Genomic DNA, 17746 nt, shown 5'->3' on the forward strand with positions numbered 1-17746 from the left:
GCCCGGGTGACCGAGGTGGTGACGCGGGCCAGGCACCGCACGCCCGTGCGCCGATCCCCTCCCGCAGGTGCGGGTTCATCGCGGGACCCGGCCATTAGGCTGCGAGCCTGCCGCGCGGACGACGACGTACCGCCGTCGTCCGCCGGCGCCGAGCCGCCGTCGACGGAAGCGAGTTGAACCTTGAACTTCCTTACCATCGGTCACCGCGGGGTCATGGGTGTCGAGCCCGAGAACACCCTTCGTTCCTTCGTCGCCGCGCAAGCGGCCGGCCTCGACCTGATCGAACTCGACCTGCACCTGAGCAAGGACGGCGCCCTGGTCGTCATGCACGACACGGAGGTGGACCGCACGACCGACGGCACCGGCCCGATCGCCGAGAAGACGCTCGCGGAGCTGCGTGCCCTGGACGCGGGCCGCGGCGAGCGGGTGCCGGTGTTCGAGGAGGTCCTGGACGCGGTGCGGTCGCCGCTGCAGGCGGAGATCAAGGACGTGGCGGCGGCCCGGGCGCTGGCCGAGGTCATGCACCGGCGGGACCTGGTCTCCCGGGTGGAGGTGTCCTCCTTCCACGACGAGGCGGTCGCCGAGATCGCCCGGCTGGTGCCGGGCGTGCGCACCGCGCTGGTCGCGAGCCGCTACGGCACCGACGTGGTGGAGCGGGCCAGGGCGGTGGGCGCCGCGACCGTCTGCCTCAACATCCGGCGGCTGACCCTGGAGGTCGTCGAGCACGCGCGCGCGGCCGACCTGAAGATCATCGGCTGGGTGGTGAACACGCAGGACCACCTGCGGCTGGTCCGCGCGCTGGGGCTGGACGGGGCGACGACCGACTTCCCCGAGATCAAGCGCACGGGCCGCTTCACGGCCTGAGCCGTCAGGCCAGTTCCTTGACCAGCAGCTCGAACCGCAGGTCGTCGCGGCGCGGAACGCCGAAGCGCTCGTCGCCGTACGGGAACGGCGTCGTCCGTCCCGTACGGCGGTAGCCGCGGCGCTCGTACCAGGCGATGAGGTCGTCGCGCACCGAGATCACGGTCATGTGCATCTCGGTGACGCCCCACGCCGCACGGGCCTGCCGCTCCGCCTCCGCGATGACCGTCCTGCCCAGGCCCGCGCCCTGCAGGGTGGGGCTGACCGCGAACATCCCGAAGTAGGCGTGGTCGCCGCGGTGCTCGAGCTGGCAGCAGGCGACGATGCCACCGTCCTGCTCGACGACCAGCAGCCGGCTGTCGGACGACCTGATGACCTCCAGCACACCCTCCGGGTCGGTCCGCTGCCCCTCCAGGATGTCCGCCTCGGTGGTCCAACCGGCCCGGCTGCTCTCGCCCCGGTACGCCGACTCGACCAGCGCGACGAGTGCGTCCACGTCGGCCTCGGTGGCATCACGGAAGGTCAGTCGGGTGGCGGTGGTGTCCATGGAGCGGTCTCCGATCTCGTGCGCGGCTGAGCGTGGTCGAGGGTAACCCTGCCACTAGAGTCCGGATGCATGGTGCACGTACTCAGCAGCCGGACACTTCTCCACCCCACCGACCCGGAACGCTCCCGCGCCTTCTACGGGGAGCAGCTCGGCCTCGCCGTCTACCGCGAGTTCGGCACGGGCCCCGAGCGCGGGACCGTCTACTTCCTCGGCGGAGGCTTCCTGGAGGTCTCCGGCCGTTCCGACACCCCGCCCTCACCGGCGCTGCAGCTCTGGCTCCAGGTCGAGGACGTGACCGGCGCCCACGAGGAACTGCGCGCCAAGGACGTCGCGATCGCCCGGCCACCGGTGCGGGAGCCCTGGGGCCTGATCGAGATGTGGATCACCGACCCGGACGGCACCCGCATCGTCCTGGTGGAGGTGCCCGCCGACCATCCGATGCGGTACCGGCCGGGGATCTGAACGCCGGTACGCGGGCCGTTCGCCACGCCGCTCAGGCGCGCAGCGCGCCCATGCGGCCTTCCAGGCGGCCGAGGAGGTCGGCCAGGAGGGTGGCCAGTTCGGTCTGGCCGTCGGTGGAGAGGACGGAGAGCACCGCGGTCTCGTAGGCGAGTTGCTCGGGCAGGATGCCGTCCACGAGGTCGCGGCCGGAGTCGGTGAGGCGGACGTGGGCGACGCGGCGGTCGCGGGTGTCCCCGCGCCGCTCGACCAGTCCGCGTTCGGTCAGCTGCTTGAGCCGCTTGGTGACCGCCGCCCCGGAGGAGAAGGTCTCCCGGGCCAGTTCGCCGGGAGTGAGTTCGTGGCCGGTGCGGCGCAGGGCGCCGAGGAGGTCGAACTCGGCGCGGCTGAGCCCGGCCCGGCGCAGCGGGGCGTCCTCGGCCTGCTGGAGGAGGGCGGCGCAGCGGTTGATCCGGCCGATGACCTCCATGGGCCCGGTGTTCAGTTCGGGGTGCACGGCCCGCCACTGCGTGACGACCGCGGCGACGGTGTCGTCGGGGGCGGCGGGGGCCCGGCCCTCGCGCGCGGGACCCGGCCCGGCCTCGGCGCCACCGGCCCCGGAGCGGGTCTCGGATGGGCCGTTCGGTGCCGTTCCCGCCGGGGCCGGGCGGACGCCGGGCTGGGCGTCCTCGGCTGTCGGTCGTCCGTTCGTCGGCGTCATGGCCGTGCGTCCTCCGTCGTCCTGCCCGTGTCCCGCCGAAGCGGCGCGAGCCCCTGGCGTCGTACCGTCGCGGCGAGCGTACGGTGTCCGGACTGCTCGGTGAGAACGACCCGCTCCTCGGGCAGCGCGCGCTGCCACCACTCCCCCGCCGCCGCGTCGGCCGTGGCGCGCAGATCGACCAGGGCCGCGGCGAGAGCGCGGCGCGCGGTCTCCAGGGCGCGGGGTGCCGGGTGGGGTTCGGCGAGCAGGCGGGCGGCGTCCTCCCGGGCGCGGTCCGCCGCGGCGAGCGTCCGCTCGAGACGGTCGCCGCTGCGCCGGTTGGTGACGGCGACGGCGGCGACGAAGCCGACCACGGCCCCTACGAGGGTGTCCAGGACGCGCTCGGTGATCAGCGAACCGGGGTCCTGGACGCGGCCGAACTCGGTGATGAGCAGGGCCATCGGCGTGACGCAGACGGTGCCCAGCCAGTAGTTGCGGCCGATGAGCGCCTCGGCGCCGAAGTTGAAGGCCACGCAGCTCAGCACCAGGACCGCGGGGTGGAGATGGACGAGCGGGACGACGGCGGCGAAGACGAGGACGCCGGCCAGGTTGCCGACGACGCGCTGGATGCTCCTCCTCCAGGTGAGGGTGAGGTTGGCCTGGTAGAGGGAGGCGGCGGTGACCAGGGCCCAGTAGGGGCGGCCGACACCGAGGGCCAGGGTGGCGTAGCCGGCGAGGGCGCTGCCGAGCGCGGTACGGGCGGCGAGGGGGGCGAGCGGTGCGAGCCGGTGCCGCAGCGAACGGCGCGGGACGGCGAGCTCGGTGTCCACGCCGAGCAGCTCGTCGGCCGACTCGCGCGGGGCCTCCACCTCGGGGATCCGGCCGGTGCCGCGCAGGCCGCGGGCCCAGCCGCGCAGCCGCTCCGGGTCGGTGTCGGCGGGCGCGGCGAGGGCCACCTCGGCGCGGACCAGGAGCTGTTCGAGGGCGCGCCGGGTGCGGTCGGGGCGGGTACCCGGGGTGAGCAGGGACTGCCAGGCGGTGTGCACGGCGGCGGCCGTCGCGGCACGGGCCTTGCCGTGGCCCTCCCCGGTGCCGCCCGTGGCGGCGTACGCGGCGGCGGCGTCCAGGGCCTGCGCGGTGGCGCGGCGCTCCGGGCCGTGCGGGCGCAGCAGTCCGGGCGCCATGCCGACCAGCCAGGCCCAGGCGCCCGCCAGCAGGGCGAGACCGACGTGGCCGGGCACCTGGCCCAGGTGCTGCGGCGCGAACAGGGAGGCCGAGCTGATGAAGGTGAGCACCACGTTCCCGGGCGGCCCGATACGGGTGGCGTCGCACAAGGCCTTCTGCGCGGCCGCCATGAGGGCGCCGACGGTGACCAGGACGACGGCGTCGCCGGTGAGCGAGGCGGCCAGCAGGGAGACGGCGAGACCGCCGACCATGCCGAGCACCACCCAGGCGAGGGCGCGGGCCCGGGCGGCGTACGGCCGGTTGTGGGCGTAGAGCGCGCACAGCGAGCCCGCCATCGTGTACATGGCCAGATCGAGCCGGCCGAGCGCCAGCAGGAGCAGGTTGGGCGGGGCGACGGAGGCGACCACGCTCAGCGCGGGCTTGAACCAGATGTCGGCGGGCCGCCCGAGGCGGAGCACCCCGGCCAGGGGAAGACGGAGTCGGGTCGCAGGGATCATAGGACTAATTTAGCATGTGTTTTACAAGTAAACATTCCGGCGGTCCTGTCGCTCACCTGCTGTGCTCCGCCGAGTGCTCCCCGTGTACACCCTTGCGCTCGCGTGCGCACCGCGGGCCCTGGGCATCGCATCCCTCGACCGACCGACCGACCGTCGGAGGGGGTGGCACGCGTGCACGGACCGGCTTGGCCGGCCTGGCTGCTGGTCGCGCTGTGCGCGGCGACCGGCGCCTACTGCCTGCTGCGGATGCGCAGTGGTGTCGAGGAGCAGCGCCGCTCGGCGGGCGGGGAGGCGCTGATGGGGTTCGGCATGGCCGCGATGGCCGTGCCCGCCGCGGCGTTCACTCCGCCGGGCTGGGCGTGGCCGCTGTACGCGGCCGTGTTCGGGGCGGCGGCTCTGCGCACCCTGCGGGCGGCCCGCGACAGCCTTCACCATCTGCACCACCTGGTGGGGACGGCGGCGATGGTCTACATGTCCCTCGCCATGGCCGCCTCGCCCGCCACCCACCACCACACGCACCCCGGCACCGGTGTGCCACTGGTGACGGGCGCGCTCCTGGCCTACTTCACCGGGTACGTCCTGCTGTCCGGAGCCCGCCTGGTGCCCGCCGCCGTCACGTCGGGCGGGGGGCGTCCGCCGGGCGCGGTGCGCTGGGGGGACCGTCCGGAACTGGCCAGGGCCTGCCGGCTCTCGATGGGGATCGGCATGGTCGCCATGCTGCTGACGATGTGAACCCCAGCAGCGCCACGGCAGTGGCACGGCGAGGCACCGGCGTTGCCTGGGTCACTTCGGCACCGCGCACCGGCCCATGAGCCGCCCCGCGCTCATAGGGTGCTGCCCATGATGGTCCCCGTGGCACTGCTGCTGCTGCTCGGCATCCTGACGGCCGTGGCCGGCCCGCGGTTGCTCGCGCGGGCCGACTGGCCGGACCGTGAGCCGGTGGTCGCCCTGTGGGCGTGGCAGTGCGTGGTGGCGGGCGTGCTGCTGTGCTGTGCGCTGTCGATGACGCTCAGCGCGGCGGCGGCCTGGCAGGCGGTGCGCGGGCCCGTGTTCGGCCCGGCCCCACGGGCCGTGACGGACGCCTACGCCCTCGGAGCGGCCGGCCCCTGGGCGGCGGCGGTCGCGGTGGTGCTCGCCTGCGGCGGCCTGTGGACCCTGCTGATGCTGGTGCGCGAGATCGTGCGGGCCCGTGCGCGGCGACGGCGACGCCGGACCGAACTGCTCGTCCGCGCGCCCCTGTTGCCCGGCGAGGAGCCGGCGGACGGGCGGCTGGTGGTGCTGGAGGGCGAGCGGCCCGACGCCTGGTGGCTGCCCGGTACGGCGCCCCGACTCGTCGTCACCACGGCTGCGCTCCGTCGGCTGAAAGGCCGTCAGCTGGACGCGCTGCTCGCCCACGAGCAGGGTCACGACCGGGCGCGGCACGACTGGCTGCTGCACTGCTCGGCCGCGCTGGCGGGCGGGTTCCCGCAGGTGCCGGTGTTCGCCGCGTTCCGCGACGAGATGCACCGGCTGGTCGAGCTGGCCGCCGACGACATGGCCTCCCGGCGCTTCGGCCGGCTGACGACGGCCCTGGCGCTGGTCGAACTCAACGAGGACCGGGGCGTGTTCGGGCCCGGCCCCACCCCGCAGGCCCATGTCCCGCACCGCGTGCACCGGCTGCTCACACCGCCCGACCGCCTGCCCGCCCTGCACCGCCTGCGCCTGACGGCGACGGCCGCACTGGTCCCCGTCGTACCGGTCGTGGTGGCCCTCGTCCCCGGGCTGCGGGCACTGGGTTAGGGCCGCTCGTCCCGGTCACCGGCCGGGGCACGGGCCGCGCGGTACGGCGTACGCCGCCGGTAGAGTCCGGCACATGACCGCCGTGCTCTTCGACTTCTCGGGGACCCTGTTCCGCATCGAGTCCGCCGAGTCCTGGCTGCGTGCCGTACTGCAGGAGACGGGTCTGGCCCTGCCGGAAGGCGAACTGGCAGAAGCCGCCCGGGCGTTGGAGGAGGCCGGGGCGCTGCCCGGCGGGGCGGCGCCGGTGGCGCTGCCGGAGGAGTTCGCCGGGGTGTGGGCCGTCCGGGACGAGAGCGCCGCGCTGCACCGGGCCGCCTACACCGGGCTGTCCCGGCGGGTCGCGCTGCCCGACCCCGCTCTGCACGACGCGCTGTACGACCGGCACATGACGCCGGCGGCCTGGTCGCCGTACCCCGACGCGGCCCAGGTGCTGCGCACGCTGCGCGAGCGCGGGATCGGCGTCGGCGTGGTGAGCAACATCGGCTGGGACCTGCGCCCGGTCTTCCGCGAGCACGGGCTGGACGAGTTCGTGGACGCCTACGTGCTCTCGTACGAGCACGGTGTGCAGAAGCCCGACCCCCGGCTCTTCTCGGTGGCCTGCGCGGAACTGGACGTCGATCCGCGGCGGGTGCTGATGGTCGGCGACAGCCGCCCGGCGGACGGCGGCGCGGCCGCCCTGGGCTGCCGCGTGCACTTCGTGGACCATCTGCCGGTGACACAGCGCCCCGACGCGCTGCTGCCGGTGCTGGACCTGGTGGGCTGACGCGCGCCGCTGAGACGACGGAACCCGGAGCCGTCCGTCTGAGACGATCCCCCGTGTCGCCCCAGACGGACGGCAGCTCCGAGCGGGCCCCGCGCAGAGCGGTGCCACCCGCGCTGAGTATAGTTGGCTGGCAGCCAGTCAACGCAGGAGTTACAGGATGTCCCCGCGCAGCGCCTCGGTCAATGAAGAGTTGCGGCGGCGTTCCCGGGAACGGCTCCTGCAGGCCGCGGTCGAACTGGTCGACGAGCGCGGGTTCGAGGCGACGACGCTGGCCGACATCGCCGACCGGGCCGGCTCCGCGCGCGGGCTGGTGTCGTACTACTTCCCCGGCAAGCGCCAGTTGGTGCAGTCCGCGGTGCACCGCCTGATGCACCGCACGCTGGAGGAGGCACTGGAACGCGATCCCCGGACCGAGGACGGCCGGGAGCGGCTGGCGCGCGCCGTCGACGCGATCCTGGGGCTCGCCCACGACCGTCCGGTGCTCATGCGCCAGCACATGGCGGGGCTGCTCCAGGCGGAGGGCTTCCTGCAGTGCCCGGAGCAGCGGCGGCTCTCGGAGCTGCTGAGCGACACGGTCGCCCGGTACGGCTCCGCGGACGTGACGGCGGACTACCCGCTGCTGCGGGCCCTGCTGATGGGCGCGGTGTTCGCGGCGCTCGTGCCGGGAGTGCCGATGCCCGTCCCGGCCCTGCGGGCCGAGCTGTTCGCGCGGTACGGGCTCGACTGGGAGATGGGCGTGCCCCCCGGCAGCGACACGGACACCGCGGCGGGGCCGGGCGAGGACCTGTCCCGGTTCTTCGCGACCGGGGAGCGGACGGACTAGCCGGCCGGCCCCGGCGCCGATGCGCCCGCCCGCGCCCCGCGGCGATCACGGGATCACTCCGTCGGCCCCTGCCGTCCCGGGCGGGGCGGTGCCATGCTGGAGCCGTCCGCACACTCTCCTGCTTGGGGCAAGGAGTACCGCCGTGCTGCGTGTCGCCGTCGTCGGCTCCGGGCCGAGCGGGTGCTACACCGCCCAGAGCCTGGTCCAGCTGGATCCCGGGGTGCGGGTGGACGTGCTCGACCGGCTGCCGTGCCCCTACGGGCTGGTGCGCTACGGCGTCGCCCCGGACCACGAGAAGATCAAGTCCCTGCAGGGCAGCCTGCGCACCGTGCTGGAGCACGAGCGGGTGCGGTTCCTCGGCGGGGTCCGGGTGGGCGGGCCCGGGGGGCTGCCCGTGGAGCGGCTGCGGGAGCTGTACCACGCGGTGGTGTACTGCGTGGGCGCCGCCGCCGACCGCCGCCTCGGCATCCCCGGCGAGGAGCTGCCGGGCAGCTGGTCGGCGACCGAGTTCGTGTCCTGGTACAGCGCGCATCCGGACGCGGCCGACGCGGGGTTCGTGCGCGGGGTCCGCTCGGCGGTGGTCATCGGTGTGGGCAACGTGGCCGTGGACGTCACGCGGATGCTGGTGCGGGGCCCCGGTGAGCTGCGCCCGACGGACATGCCGCAGGGGGCCCTGGACGCGCTGGCGGCGAGCGGGATCACCGAGGTCCACATGACCGGCCGGCGCGGCCCCTCGCAGGCCCGTTTCACCACCAAGGAGCTGCGCGAGCTGGGCGGCCTGCCCGGCACCGAGGTGACCGTGGAGCAGAGCGAGCTGGACCTGGACCCGGGGTGCGCCGACCCGTCCGCGCTGCCCGCCGTGCAGCGCCGCAACGTGGAGGCGCTGCGCGGCTGGGCGAGCGCCGGGTCCCTGCCGACGGCGCGCCGGATCCGGCTGCGGTTCTTCCTGCGGCCCGTGGAACTGCTCGCGGACGGCGGCCGCGTGGGCGCCGTGCGCTTCGAGCGGACGGTGCCGGACGGGCACGGCGGCGTGACCGGGACCGGGCGGTTCGAGGACGTGGCGGCGCAGTTGGTGCTGCGCTCGGTGGGCTACCGCGGCGTGCCGCTGGAGGGCCTGCCGTTCGACCCGGCGAGCGGCACCGTGCCGCACCGGGACGGCCGCGTCCTGCGCGACGGCGTCGCCTCGCCGGGCGAGTACGTCGCCGGCTGGATCAAGCGCGGCCCGACCGGCGTGATCGGCACCAACCGGCCGTGCGCCAAGCAGACGGCGGCCGCCCTGCTCGCCGAGGCGCCCGCCCTCGTGCGCCGGGAGGTACCCGAGGACGCGCTCCCGGCGCTGCGCGCGGCGGGCCTGGAGCCGGTGCCGTGGGCAGGCTGGCTGGCGATCGAGCGCGCCGAGGCCGAACTCGGCGCGCGGCTGGGCCGGGGCGTGGTCAAGCTGGCCGACTGGGAGGCGCTGTTGAGGGTGGCCCGGTCGGCCGTGCGGTCGTAGGACGCGTCGGCGGGACCCCGTGCGACGACGGCGAGGCGGAGTCGTTCCCGGGAACTCACGTCCGCCGGAGCAGCCCCGGGGGAACCGCCGCGGCGAGGACGCCGTACCCCCGCGGGTTCAGGTGCAGCCAGTCCCCGGCCTGGAGATCGGCCGGCAGCCGGTTCGGCCGCGCCGGGTCCCGGACCGCCCGGTCGAAGTCGATCATCGCGTCGAAGTGGCCTGGCGTGCGGATCCAGGCGTTGAGGCGCTGCCGGGACGCCTCCCGCTCCCCCGCGGGGTCGTCGTACAGGGTGCTGCCCCCGAACGGCGTCAGGGTCGCGCCGTAGACGCGGATTCCCTGGGCGTGGGCGCGGAGCACGATCTGCCGGTAGCCGGCGATCAGGTCGTCGCTGATCGCGCGCTGCGCCCCGGGCGTGGCCTCGGCGGTCCCGATGTCGTTCACGCCCTCGAAGAGGATCAGCCAGGAGACCCCGCTGCGGGACAGCACGTCGCGGTCGAGCCGCGCCAGCACGTTGGGGCCGAGGCCGTCGTGGAGGACGCGGTTGCCGCCGGCGGCCTGGTTGAGGACGGCGATGTCCGAGGTGGCGGTGGTCTTCTGCAGCCGGTCGAAGAACTGGTCCGGCCAGCGGTCGTTGCCGTTGGTCGTGGAGGCCCGCCCGTCGGTGAGCGAGTCGCCGACGACGGCCACCGCCCGGGTGGCGCCGGGCGCCCGCACCTCGACGTCGCTGAGCAGGTACCAGTGGTCGACCGGGGTCGCGTCGGCCGGGTCCGGGTCCCGGGTGTGGTCGCCGTGCAGCAGGTACGAGGTGGTGCGCGAGCCCGGGTGCGAGGTGAGCGCGAGCGACGGCTGCCCCTGCGCGGTGTACGCCGTCACCGTCAGCTCGGACCCGGCACGCAGGTCCAGGCGGACGGGATCGGAGACGACCTGGGCGCCGACCGGGACGGTCGCCGAGTCGCGTCCCGAGAAGGTCACCCGGCGCAGGCTGCCCGGCTCGACCGCGGCGGTCCCGGCCCGTCCGTCCCGCGGCAGCGCCACGGTCACCGCGGTCAGCGGCAGCTCGGTGTCGCCGTAGGCGTTGGAGAAGCGCAGCCTGAGCAGGTGGCCGCCGACGGTGACCCGGACGGTCTGCCGCACCGTGGTGTCGGCCAGCACCGAATCCTCGTCTCTGAACGGCGCGGGCGGCAGGTTCGCGGGTTCGGTGAGCTGGGGCATGCCGGTCCAGGTGTTCGCCCAGTGCGGGCCGTCGGTCACCGGAGTGGTCCCGGGCGCCGCCGGACCGCGGCCCTCGACCAGGGCCCGGAGCGCGGAGGACGAGACGGCCAGGGCGAGGACGAGGACGCACGCGGTGAGCAGGGCGGCGAGCGGCGATCTGCTGGACGGCTTCACGTGTGCCTTCCTGGGGACGGGAGGATGCCTTCCCGGGGGCTTCCCGGGGGCGGGAGGAGCCGGGCGGCCGGTGCGGGCGTCTGGGGGTGGGCGCCGGGACGGCCGGTGCGAGCGCCGGCGGGTGGGGGCCGGGACGGGGGATGCCGCGTCCCGGCGCCCGCCCGGTGCGTCAGCCGACCGTGCAGGCGGTGCCGTTGAGCGTGTAGGCCGTGGGTGCCGCGGCGTTGCCGGTGTGGGTGGCCTGGTAGCCGATGCTCACGCCGGCATGGGGCGCGATGCTGCCGTTGTACGAGACGTCGGCGGCCGTCACCGAGCCGGAGGACGGGCTGTAGGTGGCGTTCCAGCCGCCGGTGATGGTCTGACCGGCGGGCAGGGTGAAGCCCAGCTTCCAGCCGCTGACCGTCGTCGTGCCGGTGTTGGTGATGGTGACGGAGGCGGTCAGCCCGGTGTTCCAGGCGCTGGTCGTGACGGTGACCTCGCAGCCGACGGCCGGGGGCGGGGGCTCGCTGCCGCCCGCGTCCAGGCCGAAGAAGGTGAGGGCCCGGGCGGCCATGCCGTAGGTGTACAGGTTGTGGCCCACACCCTGGAGGCCGATCGCCTCGACGGGAGCCCGGTCACCGGTGCCGCCGTAGCGGGTGCGGGTCCAGCCGGACTGCGGGGAGTCGGTGGCGGTGGGCGTCTGGCCGGCGCCGAGGACGTCGGTCCACTGCTTGATCTCCTCGCCGAGGTTCGGGTAGCGCAGCGTGTCGTCGGCGGTGCCGTGCCACAACTGCATCCGGGGCCGGGGGCCGGTGTAGCCGGGGTAGGCGGCGCGGACCAGGTCGCCCCACTCCTTCGCGGTGTGGGTGACGGTGCCGCCGGCGCAGGCGCTGTTCCACTCGGAACCGTCGGTGGTGGCGAAGCAGCCGAAGGGCACCCCGGAGAAGGCGGCCCCCGCGGCGAACACGTCGGGGTAGTCGCCGAGCAGGACATTGGTCATCATCGCGCCGGAGGAGATGCCGGTGACGTACACCTTGCCCGGGTCGGCGGAGTAGGTGCGGGTGACCCAGTCGACCATCGACCGGACGCCCACCGGGTCACTGCCGCCGCCGCGCCGCAGGGCCTGCGAGGAGGAGACGTCGAAGCACTTGCTCGCGCGGGTCACCGACGGGTACACGACGACGAACCCGTACCGGTCGGCGAGCGAGGCCCACTCGGTGCCGGAGTACATCGCCGACGCCGAGCCGCCGCACCAGTGCACGGCGACGACGACCGCCGGACGGGCGGCGACGCCACTCGGGACGTAGACGTACATCCGCAGGTCGCTGGGGTTCTCGCCGAAACCGGTGACCTCGGTGAGGGTCGCGGTGGGGACGGACCCGGTCCGGGCGGCGGCCGCGGGTGCGACCAGGGTCAGCGCCGCGAGCAGGGGCAGCAGCGCGGCGAGGAGGGCGAGCACCGCCGGGCGCAGCGGTGTCCTCGGGTGGTGGGGGGTGGCTGTGGGGGGCACGGTCCTTCGGTCCCTTCTGATCGCGGCTCGTGCGGCGTCGCGCGGGGAGCAATCGGCATCGTGGCATGGACACAGCCACTCATGGAAGCGCTCCCACACCACTTCCTCACTGGCCGAAAAGAGGCGTACGCGAGGCGTTGACTAGAAAGCGCTTGCACTCTACGTTCCGTTCATCAGTGTGACCCGTAAGCCCGCCGTGCGGGCTCAACGCGGCCAGCGCTGCGGACATGCGTCCAGCCTTACGTACGAAGTTCATGTAAGTGACCACCCCCCACTCGGAGGAAGGCATTCGGGACATGACCTCACGAGCACCCGCACACCTGCTGGGCGGACTGGCCGCCCTGGGCCTCATGTTTGGCATGATCATGGCCAGCGGAGGCCCGGCGGACGCGGCCACCTGGCCCACCGCCAACGGCAGTCAGGCCGTCACCAAGACCATCTCGCTGTCCGGCACCAAGGACTACGGGATGAAGCGCCTGTACGGCAGCGGCGACCTGGGCACCGGGGGCCAGAGCGAGAGCCAGGACCCGATCCTGGACCTGGCACCCGGCACCGTCCTGAAGAACGTCATCATCGGTGCCCCCGCCGCGGACGGCATCCACTGCGAGGGCAGCTGCACGCTGCAGAACGTCTGGTGGGAGGACGTCGGCGAGGACGCGGCGACCTTCAAGGGCTCCTCGTCGTCGAACGTGTACACCGTCTCGGGCGGCGGCGCCAGGGAAGCCAGTGACAAGGTCTTCCAGTTCAACGGCGCGGGCACCCTCAACGTGTCCGGTTTCGCCGTCAAGAACTTCGGCAAGCTGGTCCGCTCGTGCGGCAACTGCAAGACGCAGTACAAGCGCACGATCAACCTCAACACCATCGAGGCCACCTACAAGGGCACCGCGATCGTCGGCATCAACACCAACTACGGCGACAGCGCGACGCTGAGGAACATCACCATCGTCGGGGACTCCAGCAAGAAGATCGTCCCCTGCCAGAAGTACATCGGGAACAACACCGGCGCGGAACCGCCCAAGAACGGCTCGGGACCCGACGGGACGTACTGCAAGTACTCGTCCTCGGACATCACCTACAAGTAGGGCGCCCGTGCCGGCGAGGGCCGTCGTCCACGGCGGACGGCGGCCCTCGCCGCGCCCGGGCCGGGGTCACACCTCGCGCGTCTGCCGTTCCAGGGAGGCCGCCAGTTCGCGCTGGTACCCGGCGTAGGCGGTGCGCAGCTCCTCGCCGGGCCAGTCGGCGGGGAGCAGCCAGGGCGGCAGCACGGGGTCGGTGAGCAGGAGGCGCACGGCCGCCGCGAAGGCGGTGAGCCGGTCGGCGGGACGGCGGGCGCCGGCCGCGCGGGCCAGCAGGTGCCGTGCGGTGGCCGCCCAGTCGTCCAGCGGCCAGAGGCGGGCGGCCAGGGCGGGCGGGGAGCCGTCGGGGCGGGCGGTGCAGAGCAGCGCGACGCGCGCGAGATCAGCGGGAAGGGCGCGGTCGAGGTTGGCCGGCCGCAGCCACACCCCCTCGCGGAGCTCGGCCAGGCGCAGGGCGGTCAGCCGGCCGCGCAGGTCGGCGCGTTCGGCGGGGCCCCGGCCGGTCGCCGTCACCACCAGCATCTCCCAGTCGCCGTCCCACGCGCGCGTACGGGGGCGCAGCGCCTCGTCCTGGCGGTGCTGGCGGGCCAGCAGCCGGTCGCTGAGCCGGTAGACGGCGTCCGTGCGGCGCAGGTCCCCGGCGGCCACCATGCGGCTCAGGGCGGCGCGCAGCGTCGAGCCGCCGATCCCGAAGGGCTCCACCAGCCGTACCAGGTCCTTCACCGGCAGCTCGGGCGGATGCGCGCCCAGCAGCAGGCTGAGGACGACCGACCGCGCGGACAGGGGCGGCAGGCCGGTCCCGCCCGGCGCGGCCGACACGTTCATGCGCATGGGCACGTACTGTACGTGCGCCTCCTTGTTGCATCATTGCGACAGCCGCAGCGGAAGTGCAACATGGATCCATGGTCCCGATGAGCGCGCAGTCGCCGCCGCAGCCGCAGTACGCCACCCACCACGTCACCAACCAGGCCCCGCCGCTGGCCCCGTACGACGCCTCCGACGACCCGGCCCTGCTGGAGGGGCTGCGCCGCGAGGGCGCCGGGTGGGCCGAGGCGGACGTCCGGCGGCTGGGGCTGCGCGCCGGCGGCGAGGAGGCCCAGGAGTGGGGCGAGCTGGCCAACCGGCACGAGCCGGAACTGCGCACCCACGACCGCTACGGCCACCGCGTCGACGAGGTCGAGTTCCACCCCAGCTGGCACCACCTGATGCGGACCGCGGTCGCCGAGGGCCTGGCCGGCGCCCCCTGGGGGGACGACCGGCCGGGTGCGCACGTGGCCCGCACGGCGGGCGGCCTGGTGTGGGGGCACACGGAGGCCGGGCACGGCTGCCCGACGTCGATGACCTACGCCGCCGTGCCCGCCCTGCGCGCCCAGCCGGATCTGGCCGAGGTCTACGAGCCGCTGCTGACCAGCCGGGCGTACGACCCCGGGCTGCGCGTGCCCACCGAGAAGCCCGGGCTGCTCGCCGGGATGGGCATGACCGAGAAGCAGGGCGGCTCGGACGTCCGGACGAACACCACCGTGGCCACGCCCACCGGCGAGCCCGGCGTGTACACGCTGCGCGGGCACAAGTGGTTCACCTCGGCGCCGATGTGCGACGTCTTCCTGGTGCTCGCTCAGGCCCCGGCCGGCCTGTCCTGCTTCCTGGTGCCGAGGGTGCTGCCGGACGGCAGCCGCAACGTCTTCCGCATCCAGCGGCTGAAGGACAAGCTCGGCAACCGGTCCAACGCCTCCTCGGAGCCGGAGTTCGACCGGACGGTGGCCTGGCTGGTCGGACCGGAGGGGCGGGGCGTGAAGACCATCATCGAGATGGTCAACTGCACCCGCCTGGACTGCGTGATGTCGTCGGCGACCCTGATGCGCAAGACCCTCGTCGAGGCGGGCCACCACGCACGCCACCGCAGCGCGTTCGGCGCCCGCCTGGCCGAGCAGCCGCTGATGCGCAACGTCCTGGCCGACCTGGCGCTCGAGTCGGAGGCGGCGACGACGCTCACGCTGCGGCTGGCCGGGGCCGCGGACCGGGCGGTGCGCGGGGACGCCGGGGAGCGGGCCTTCCGCCGGATCGCCACCGCGGTCGGCAAGTACTGGGTCACCAAGCGGGGGCCGGCCTTCACCGCGGAGGCCCTGGAGTGCCTGGGCGGCAACGGGTACGTCGAGGACTCCGGGATGCCCCGCCACTACCGGGAGGCTCCGCTGCTGTCGATCTGGGAGGGCTCGGGCAACGTCAACGCGCTGGACGTGCTGCGCGCCCTGGGCCGGGAACCGGGCACCGCCGAGGCCCTGTTCACCGAACTCGCCCACGCGCGCGGGGCGGACGCCCGCCTGGACGCGGCCGTGGCCGGGCTGCGGAAGCAGATCGCGGAAACCGGCCAGGTGGGCGCGCGCCGGCTGGTCGAGCGGATGGCCCTCGTCCTGCAGGCCTCCCTGCTGGTCCGGCACGCTCCGCACCCGGTCGCGGACGCCTTCTGCGCGACCCGGCTGGGCGGCGACTGGGGGTTCGCGTTCGGCACGCTGCCGGCCGGGACCGACCTGGACACGATCCTGGATCGGGCCCTGCCCGGGGGTGCCTGACCCCCGGTCGCCCGGGCCTCTCCGGGCGACTGGACCCGTGCCGTCCGCGTGGCCGGTGACAGCCGACGGATCGCACACAGTCAGCGCGTGACCGCACATCGTTGTCAGTGGCGTGGTACAGACTCGCGATCAGGTGGCACTCGCCCGGGGAGGACAACGTGTTCACGGGGATCGACGAGGTGGACTGGGCCTCGCTGCACCACGCGCACGGCAGCGCGGAGGACGTACCCGTATGGCTGCGGGGCCTCGCCTCCGCGGACGCCGCCGAGCGGGAGACCGCGCTCGACGGCATGTACGGCACGGTCCACCACGAGGGGAACGTGTACGACTCGACGCTCGCCTGCGTGCCCTTCCTGTTCTCGCTGGCGGCGCGCGACGTGGTGCCGGAGCGGGGCTGCATCGTGGAGCTGCTGGTCAGCATCGGGGCGGAGAGCGGGGACGCACGCGCGCGTGAGGCGGTGCGGGCGGGCGCGGACGTGTTCGTGTCCCTCCTCGGGGACACGGACGCGGGGGTGCGCGCGGCGGCGGCCGGGGCCGTCGTCCGCTTCCTCGACGACCCGGCCCGGATCCTGGACCTGGTGCGGCGGCGGATCCCGGCCGAGCGGGACGGCCGGGTCCTGCTCACGCTCACCGAGGCCGTCGGCCTGTTCGCCCGGCGGCACCCGGGACATGCCGCCGCCGCGGTGGACGTCCTGGCCGAGCAGAGCGCCCCGCCCGGCGACCCGGGGCTGCGGCTGGCCGCCCTGGGCCAGCTGGCGCTCGCCGCACCCGACCGGGTGCCGGACGGCCTGGTGCCGACGGCCGTCCGGCTGCTGCGCGACCGGTCGGCGCGCCGCGCCCGCGTCCCGGTGCGGTCCGGGAACGACACCCTGGTGGGGCGGATCCGGCGGCTGCGCCCTTCCGACGAGGAGGGCGCCCGGCTGCTGCGCACCCTGCACACGGCACTCGGTGACCGGACCGGTGAGCGGATCGCCCTGCTGAGCGGGCAGTTGGGCAGCCCGGATCCGATGGACCGGTGCAACGCCGTGCGCATGGCGGCGGTGCTCTTCCGCGGCTGGCGCGCCGACACCGCCGGGCCCGTGGCCCTGCTCGGCGGCCAACTGGGTTCGGAGCAGGAGTGGTTACGGGACGCGGCGGTGTCGGTCCTGTCGGAGCTGTACGACCTGGCCGCTCCCGCCGCGGACGACCTGTACGCCCTGCTGGCCGTCCGGCCGGACCTGTGGACCCACCGGTGGGAGCGCGGCGCCCCCGCCCTGGGCGGCGCGCTCAAGGCCCTGGCCCGCAGCGGCGATCCCCGGGCGGTCCCGTTCCTGGCGCACGTGCTGGCGGGCCCCCGGATGCCCGACGGCGTGGGACGGGAGATCGCGCACCTGGGCCCGGCGGCGGCTCCTCTCGTCCCGGCGTTACGGCACCGGCTGGCCCGGATCCCGCTGGACTCCCCCGCCGCCGACGCACTCGCCGCCCCGTTGCTGGCCGCGCTCAGGGCCATCGGCGATCCCGCCGCGACACCGGAGGTGCTGCGCCTGCTGTCCGGCGCGCCGGACGGCCTCGGGGCGCGCGAGCGGGTCGCCGGGCAGGCCGTGGGCACCCTGGACGCCCTCGGGACGACACGAGCGGCGGCCCCGGTCCTGCGGGCACTGCTCCACGGCCGGCACGCGGCCGCCGCGGCGGGCGCCCTGTGGTCGGCGGACGGCGACCTTTCCCTCGTCCTCCCGGCACTGCTGCGGGAGTTGGCGCAGGACGACCCGGGAAGGCGCCGGGCGGCCGCGGGGCACCTGGGCGGGATGGGTCCGGCCGCCCGCGCGGCCCTGCCGGAGCTGCGCCGGCTGGCGGCGTCGGGCCCGCCCCGGGACCGGACATCGGCCGCGTCCGCGCTCTGGCGCATCACCGGGGACCCGGAATCCGTGCTCCCGGTGCTGCGCACCGCCTGGACGGACAGCCCCCGCACCCGCGGCCCCGTCGCGCGGTGCCTGGCCGCGATGGGCCGGGCCGCCGCACCGCTGCGCGACCTGATGGCGGCGGAACTCGCCTCACCGCGCCGCCACACGGCTCGCGCCCGCGGGTACGACGGCCCGCCTGACATCCCCGGGGACGAGGCGCTGCTCAGGGCGTGCGCGGCGGTGCTGGCAGGCCTGTAGG

16 protein-coding genes are annotated in these 17746 nt (G+C 74.9%); 10 read left to right on the forward strand and 6 right to left on the reverse strand.

Annotated features, from left to right (window positions below; translation table 11 throughout):
- Positions 1–180: 180 nt before the first annotated feature.
- The gene (locus tag AQJ66_RS05685) at positions 181–864 is read left to right on the forward strand and encodes a glycerophosphodiester phosphodiesterase (RefSeq protein ID WP_079060082.1); all 684 of its coding nucleotides are present in this window, start codon (positions 181–183) and stop codon (positions 862–864) included.
- Positions 865–868: 4 nt separating this feature from the next.
- On the opposite strand, the gene AQJ66_RS05690 is transcribed toward AQJ66_RS05685, so the two are convergent.
- Positions 869–1408: a GNAT family N-acetyltransferase gene (locus AQJ66_RS05690; RefSeq protein ID WP_061917478.1), complete on the reverse strand. Its 540-nt coding sequence runs from the start codon at positions 1406–1408 to the stop codon at positions 869–871.
- Between the two features lie 69 nt (positions 1409–1477).
- On the opposite strand from AQJ66_RS05690, the gene AQJ66_RS05695 reads away from it, so the two are divergent.
- On the forward strand, positions 1478–1870 hold the full coding sequence (locus AQJ66_RS05695; protein ID WP_061917481.1) for a VOC family protein: 393 nt from the start codon (positions 1478–1480) through the stop codon (positions 1868–1870).
- 31 nt (positions 1871–1901) lie between these two features.
- Here AQJ66_RS05695 and AQJ66_RS05700 read toward each other — a convergent pair whose 3' ends face one another.
- Together AQJ66_RS05700 and AQJ66_RS05705 are read right to left on the reverse strand one after the other, a co-directional pair.
- Positions 1902–2567: a MarR family winged helix-turn-helix transcriptional regulator gene (locus AQJ66_RS05700; protein ID WP_244162754.1), complete on the reverse strand. Its 666-nt coding sequence runs from the start codon at positions 2565–2567 to the stop codon at positions 1902–1904.
- On the reverse strand, positions 2564–4228 hold the full coding sequence (locus AQJ66_RS05705; protein WP_061917484.1) for an FUSC family protein: 1665 nt from the start codon (positions 4226–4228) through the stop codon (positions 2564–2566). The genes AQJ66_RS05700 and AQJ66_RS05705 overlap by 4 nt, the downstream gene beginning before the upstream one ends.
- A gap of 171 nt (positions 4229–4399) precedes the next feature.
- On the opposite strand from AQJ66_RS05705, the gene AQJ66_RS05710 reads away from it, so the two are divergent.
- The 5 genes from AQJ66_RS05710 to AQJ66_RS05730 all read left to right on the forward strand — a co-directional run bounded on the left by AQJ66_RS05710 (position 4400) and on the right by AQJ66_RS05730 (position 9085).
- Complete coding sequence (locus AQJ66_RS05710) at positions 4400–4960, forward strand: DUF5134 domain-containing protein (protein ID WP_061917487.1); 561 nt, start codon at positions 4400–4402, stop codon at positions 4958–4960.
- Positions 4961–5068: 108 nt separating this feature from the next.
- The gene (locus AQJ66_RS05715; protein WP_061917489.1) at positions 5069–6007 is read left to right on the forward strand and encodes a M56 family metallopeptidase; all 939 of its coding nucleotides are present in this window, start codon (positions 5069–5071) and stop codon (positions 6005–6007) included.
- A 73-nt stretch (positions 6008–6080) separates the two neighbouring features.
- The gene (locus tag AQJ66_RS05720; protein WP_061917492.1) at positions 6081–6770 is read left to right on the forward strand and encodes an HAD family hydrolase; all 690 of its coding nucleotides are present in this window, start codon (positions 6081–6083) and stop codon (positions 6768–6770) included.
- 157 nt (positions 6771–6927) lie between these two features.
- The gene (locus AQJ66_RS05725) at positions 6928–7593 is read left to right on the forward strand and encodes a TetR/AcrR family transcriptional regulator (RefSeq protein WP_061917494.1); all 666 of its coding nucleotides are present in this window, start codon (positions 6928–6930) and stop codon (positions 7591–7593) included.
- A 142-nt stretch (positions 7594–7735) separates the two neighbouring features.
- A complete protein-coding gene (locus tag AQJ66_RS05730; protein WP_061917496.1) occupies positions 7736–9085 on the forward strand; it encodes an FAD-dependent oxidoreductase in 1350 nt (449 codons plus the stop codon).
- Positions 9086–9140: 55 nt separating this feature from the next.
- On the opposite strand, the gene AQJ66_RS05735 is transcribed toward AQJ66_RS05730, so the two are convergent.
- Entirely contained in the window at positions 9141–10472 is a 1332-nt protein-coding gene (locus AQJ66_RS05735; protein ID WP_061917499.1) for an SGNH/GDSL hydrolase family protein, read from the reverse strand.
- A 169-nt stretch (positions 10473–10641) separates the two neighbouring features.
- On the reverse strand, positions 10642–11961 hold the full coding sequence (locus tag AQJ66_RS05740; RefSeq protein WP_061917503.1) for an extracellular catalytic domain type 1 short-chain-length polyhydroxyalkanoate depolymerase: 1320 nt from the start codon (positions 11959–11961) through the stop codon (positions 10642–10644).
- A 296-nt stretch (positions 11962–12257) separates the two neighbouring features.
- Here AQJ66_RS05740 and AQJ66_RS05745 point away from each other — a divergent pair, with 296 nt between their 5' ends.
- Complete coding sequence (locus AQJ66_RS05745) at positions 12258–13043, forward strand: pectate lyase (protein WP_061917506.1); 786 nt, start codon at positions 12258–12260, stop codon at positions 13041–13043.
- 66 nt (positions 13044–13109) lie between these two features.
- On the opposite strand, the gene AQJ66_RS05750 is transcribed toward AQJ66_RS05745, so the two are convergent.
- On the reverse strand, positions 13110–13868 hold the full coding sequence (locus AQJ66_RS05750) for a PaaX family transcriptional regulator C-terminal domain-containing protein (RefSeq protein WP_061917508.1): 759 nt from the start codon (positions 13866–13868) through the stop codon (positions 13110–13112).
- A gap of 71 nt (positions 13869–13939) precedes the next feature.
- Here AQJ66_RS05750 and AQJ66_RS05755 point away from each other — a divergent pair, with 71 nt between their 5' ends.
- Positions 13940–15607 (forward strand): DNA alkylation response protein, encoded by a 1668-nt coding sequence (locus AQJ66_RS05755; RefSeq protein WP_061917512.1) that lies wholly within the window; start codon positions 13940–13942, stop codon positions 15605–15607.
- Positions 15608–15765: 158 nt separating this feature from the next.
- Positions 15766–17745 (forward strand): HEAT repeat domain-containing protein, encoded by a 1980-nt coding sequence (locus AQJ66_RS05760; RefSeq protein WP_061917515.1) that lies wholly within the window; start codon positions 15766–15768, stop codon positions 17743–17745.
- The last annotated feature ends 1 nt before the right edge of the window (position 17746 follow it).

The sequence above is a fragment of the Streptomyces bungoensis genome, from assembly GCF_001514215.1.
In the GTDB taxonomy this organism is placed as follows: Bacteria; Actinomycetota; Actinomycetes; order Streptomycetales; family Streptomycetaceae; genus Streptomyces; species Streptomyces bungoensis.

Excerpts from the sequence above, each read along its gene's own strand:
- AQJ66_RS05690 (WP_061917478.1), bottom strand. The coding sequence starts at position 1,408 with ATGGACACCACCGCCACCCGACTGACCTTCCGTGATGCCACCGAGGCC.
- AQJ66_RS05695 (WP_061917481.1), top strand. The coding sequence starts at position 1,478 with ATGGTGCACGTACTCAGCAGCCGGACACTTCTCCACCCCACCGACCCG.
- AQJ66_RS05700 (WP_244162754.1), bottom strand. The coding sequence starts at position 2,567 with ATGACGCCGACGAACGGACGACCGACAGCCGAGGACGCCCAGCCCGGC.
- AQJ66_RS05705 (WP_061917484.1), bottom strand. The coding sequence starts at position 4,228 with ATGATCCCTGCGACCCGACTCCGTCTTCCCCTGGCCGGGGTGCTCCGC.
- AQJ66_RS05715 (WP_061917489.1), top strand. The coding sequence starts at position 5,069 with ATGATGGTCCCCGTGGCACTGCTGCTGCTGCTCGGCATCCTGACGGCC.
- AQJ66_RS05720 (WP_061917492.1), top strand. The coding sequence starts at position 6,081 with ATGACCGCCGTGCTCTTCGACTTCTCGGGGACCCTGTTCCGCATCGAG.
- AQJ66_RS05725 (WP_061917494.1), top strand. The coding sequence starts at position 6,928 with ATGTCCCCGCGCAGCGCCTCGGTCAATGAAGAGTTGCGGCGGCGTTCC.
- AQJ66_RS05745 (WP_061917506.1), top strand. The coding sequence starts at position 12,258 with ATGACCTCACGAGCACCCGCACACCTGCTGGGCGGACTGGCCGCCCTG.
- AQJ66_RS05750 (WP_061917508.1), bottom strand. The coding sequence starts at position 13,868 with ATGCGCATGAACGTGTCGGCCGCGCCGGGCGGGACCGGCCTGCCGCCC.
- AQJ66_RS05755 (WP_061917512.1), top strand. The coding sequence starts at position 13,940 with ATGGTCCCGATGAGCGCGCAGTCGCCGCCGCAGCCGCAGTACGCCACC.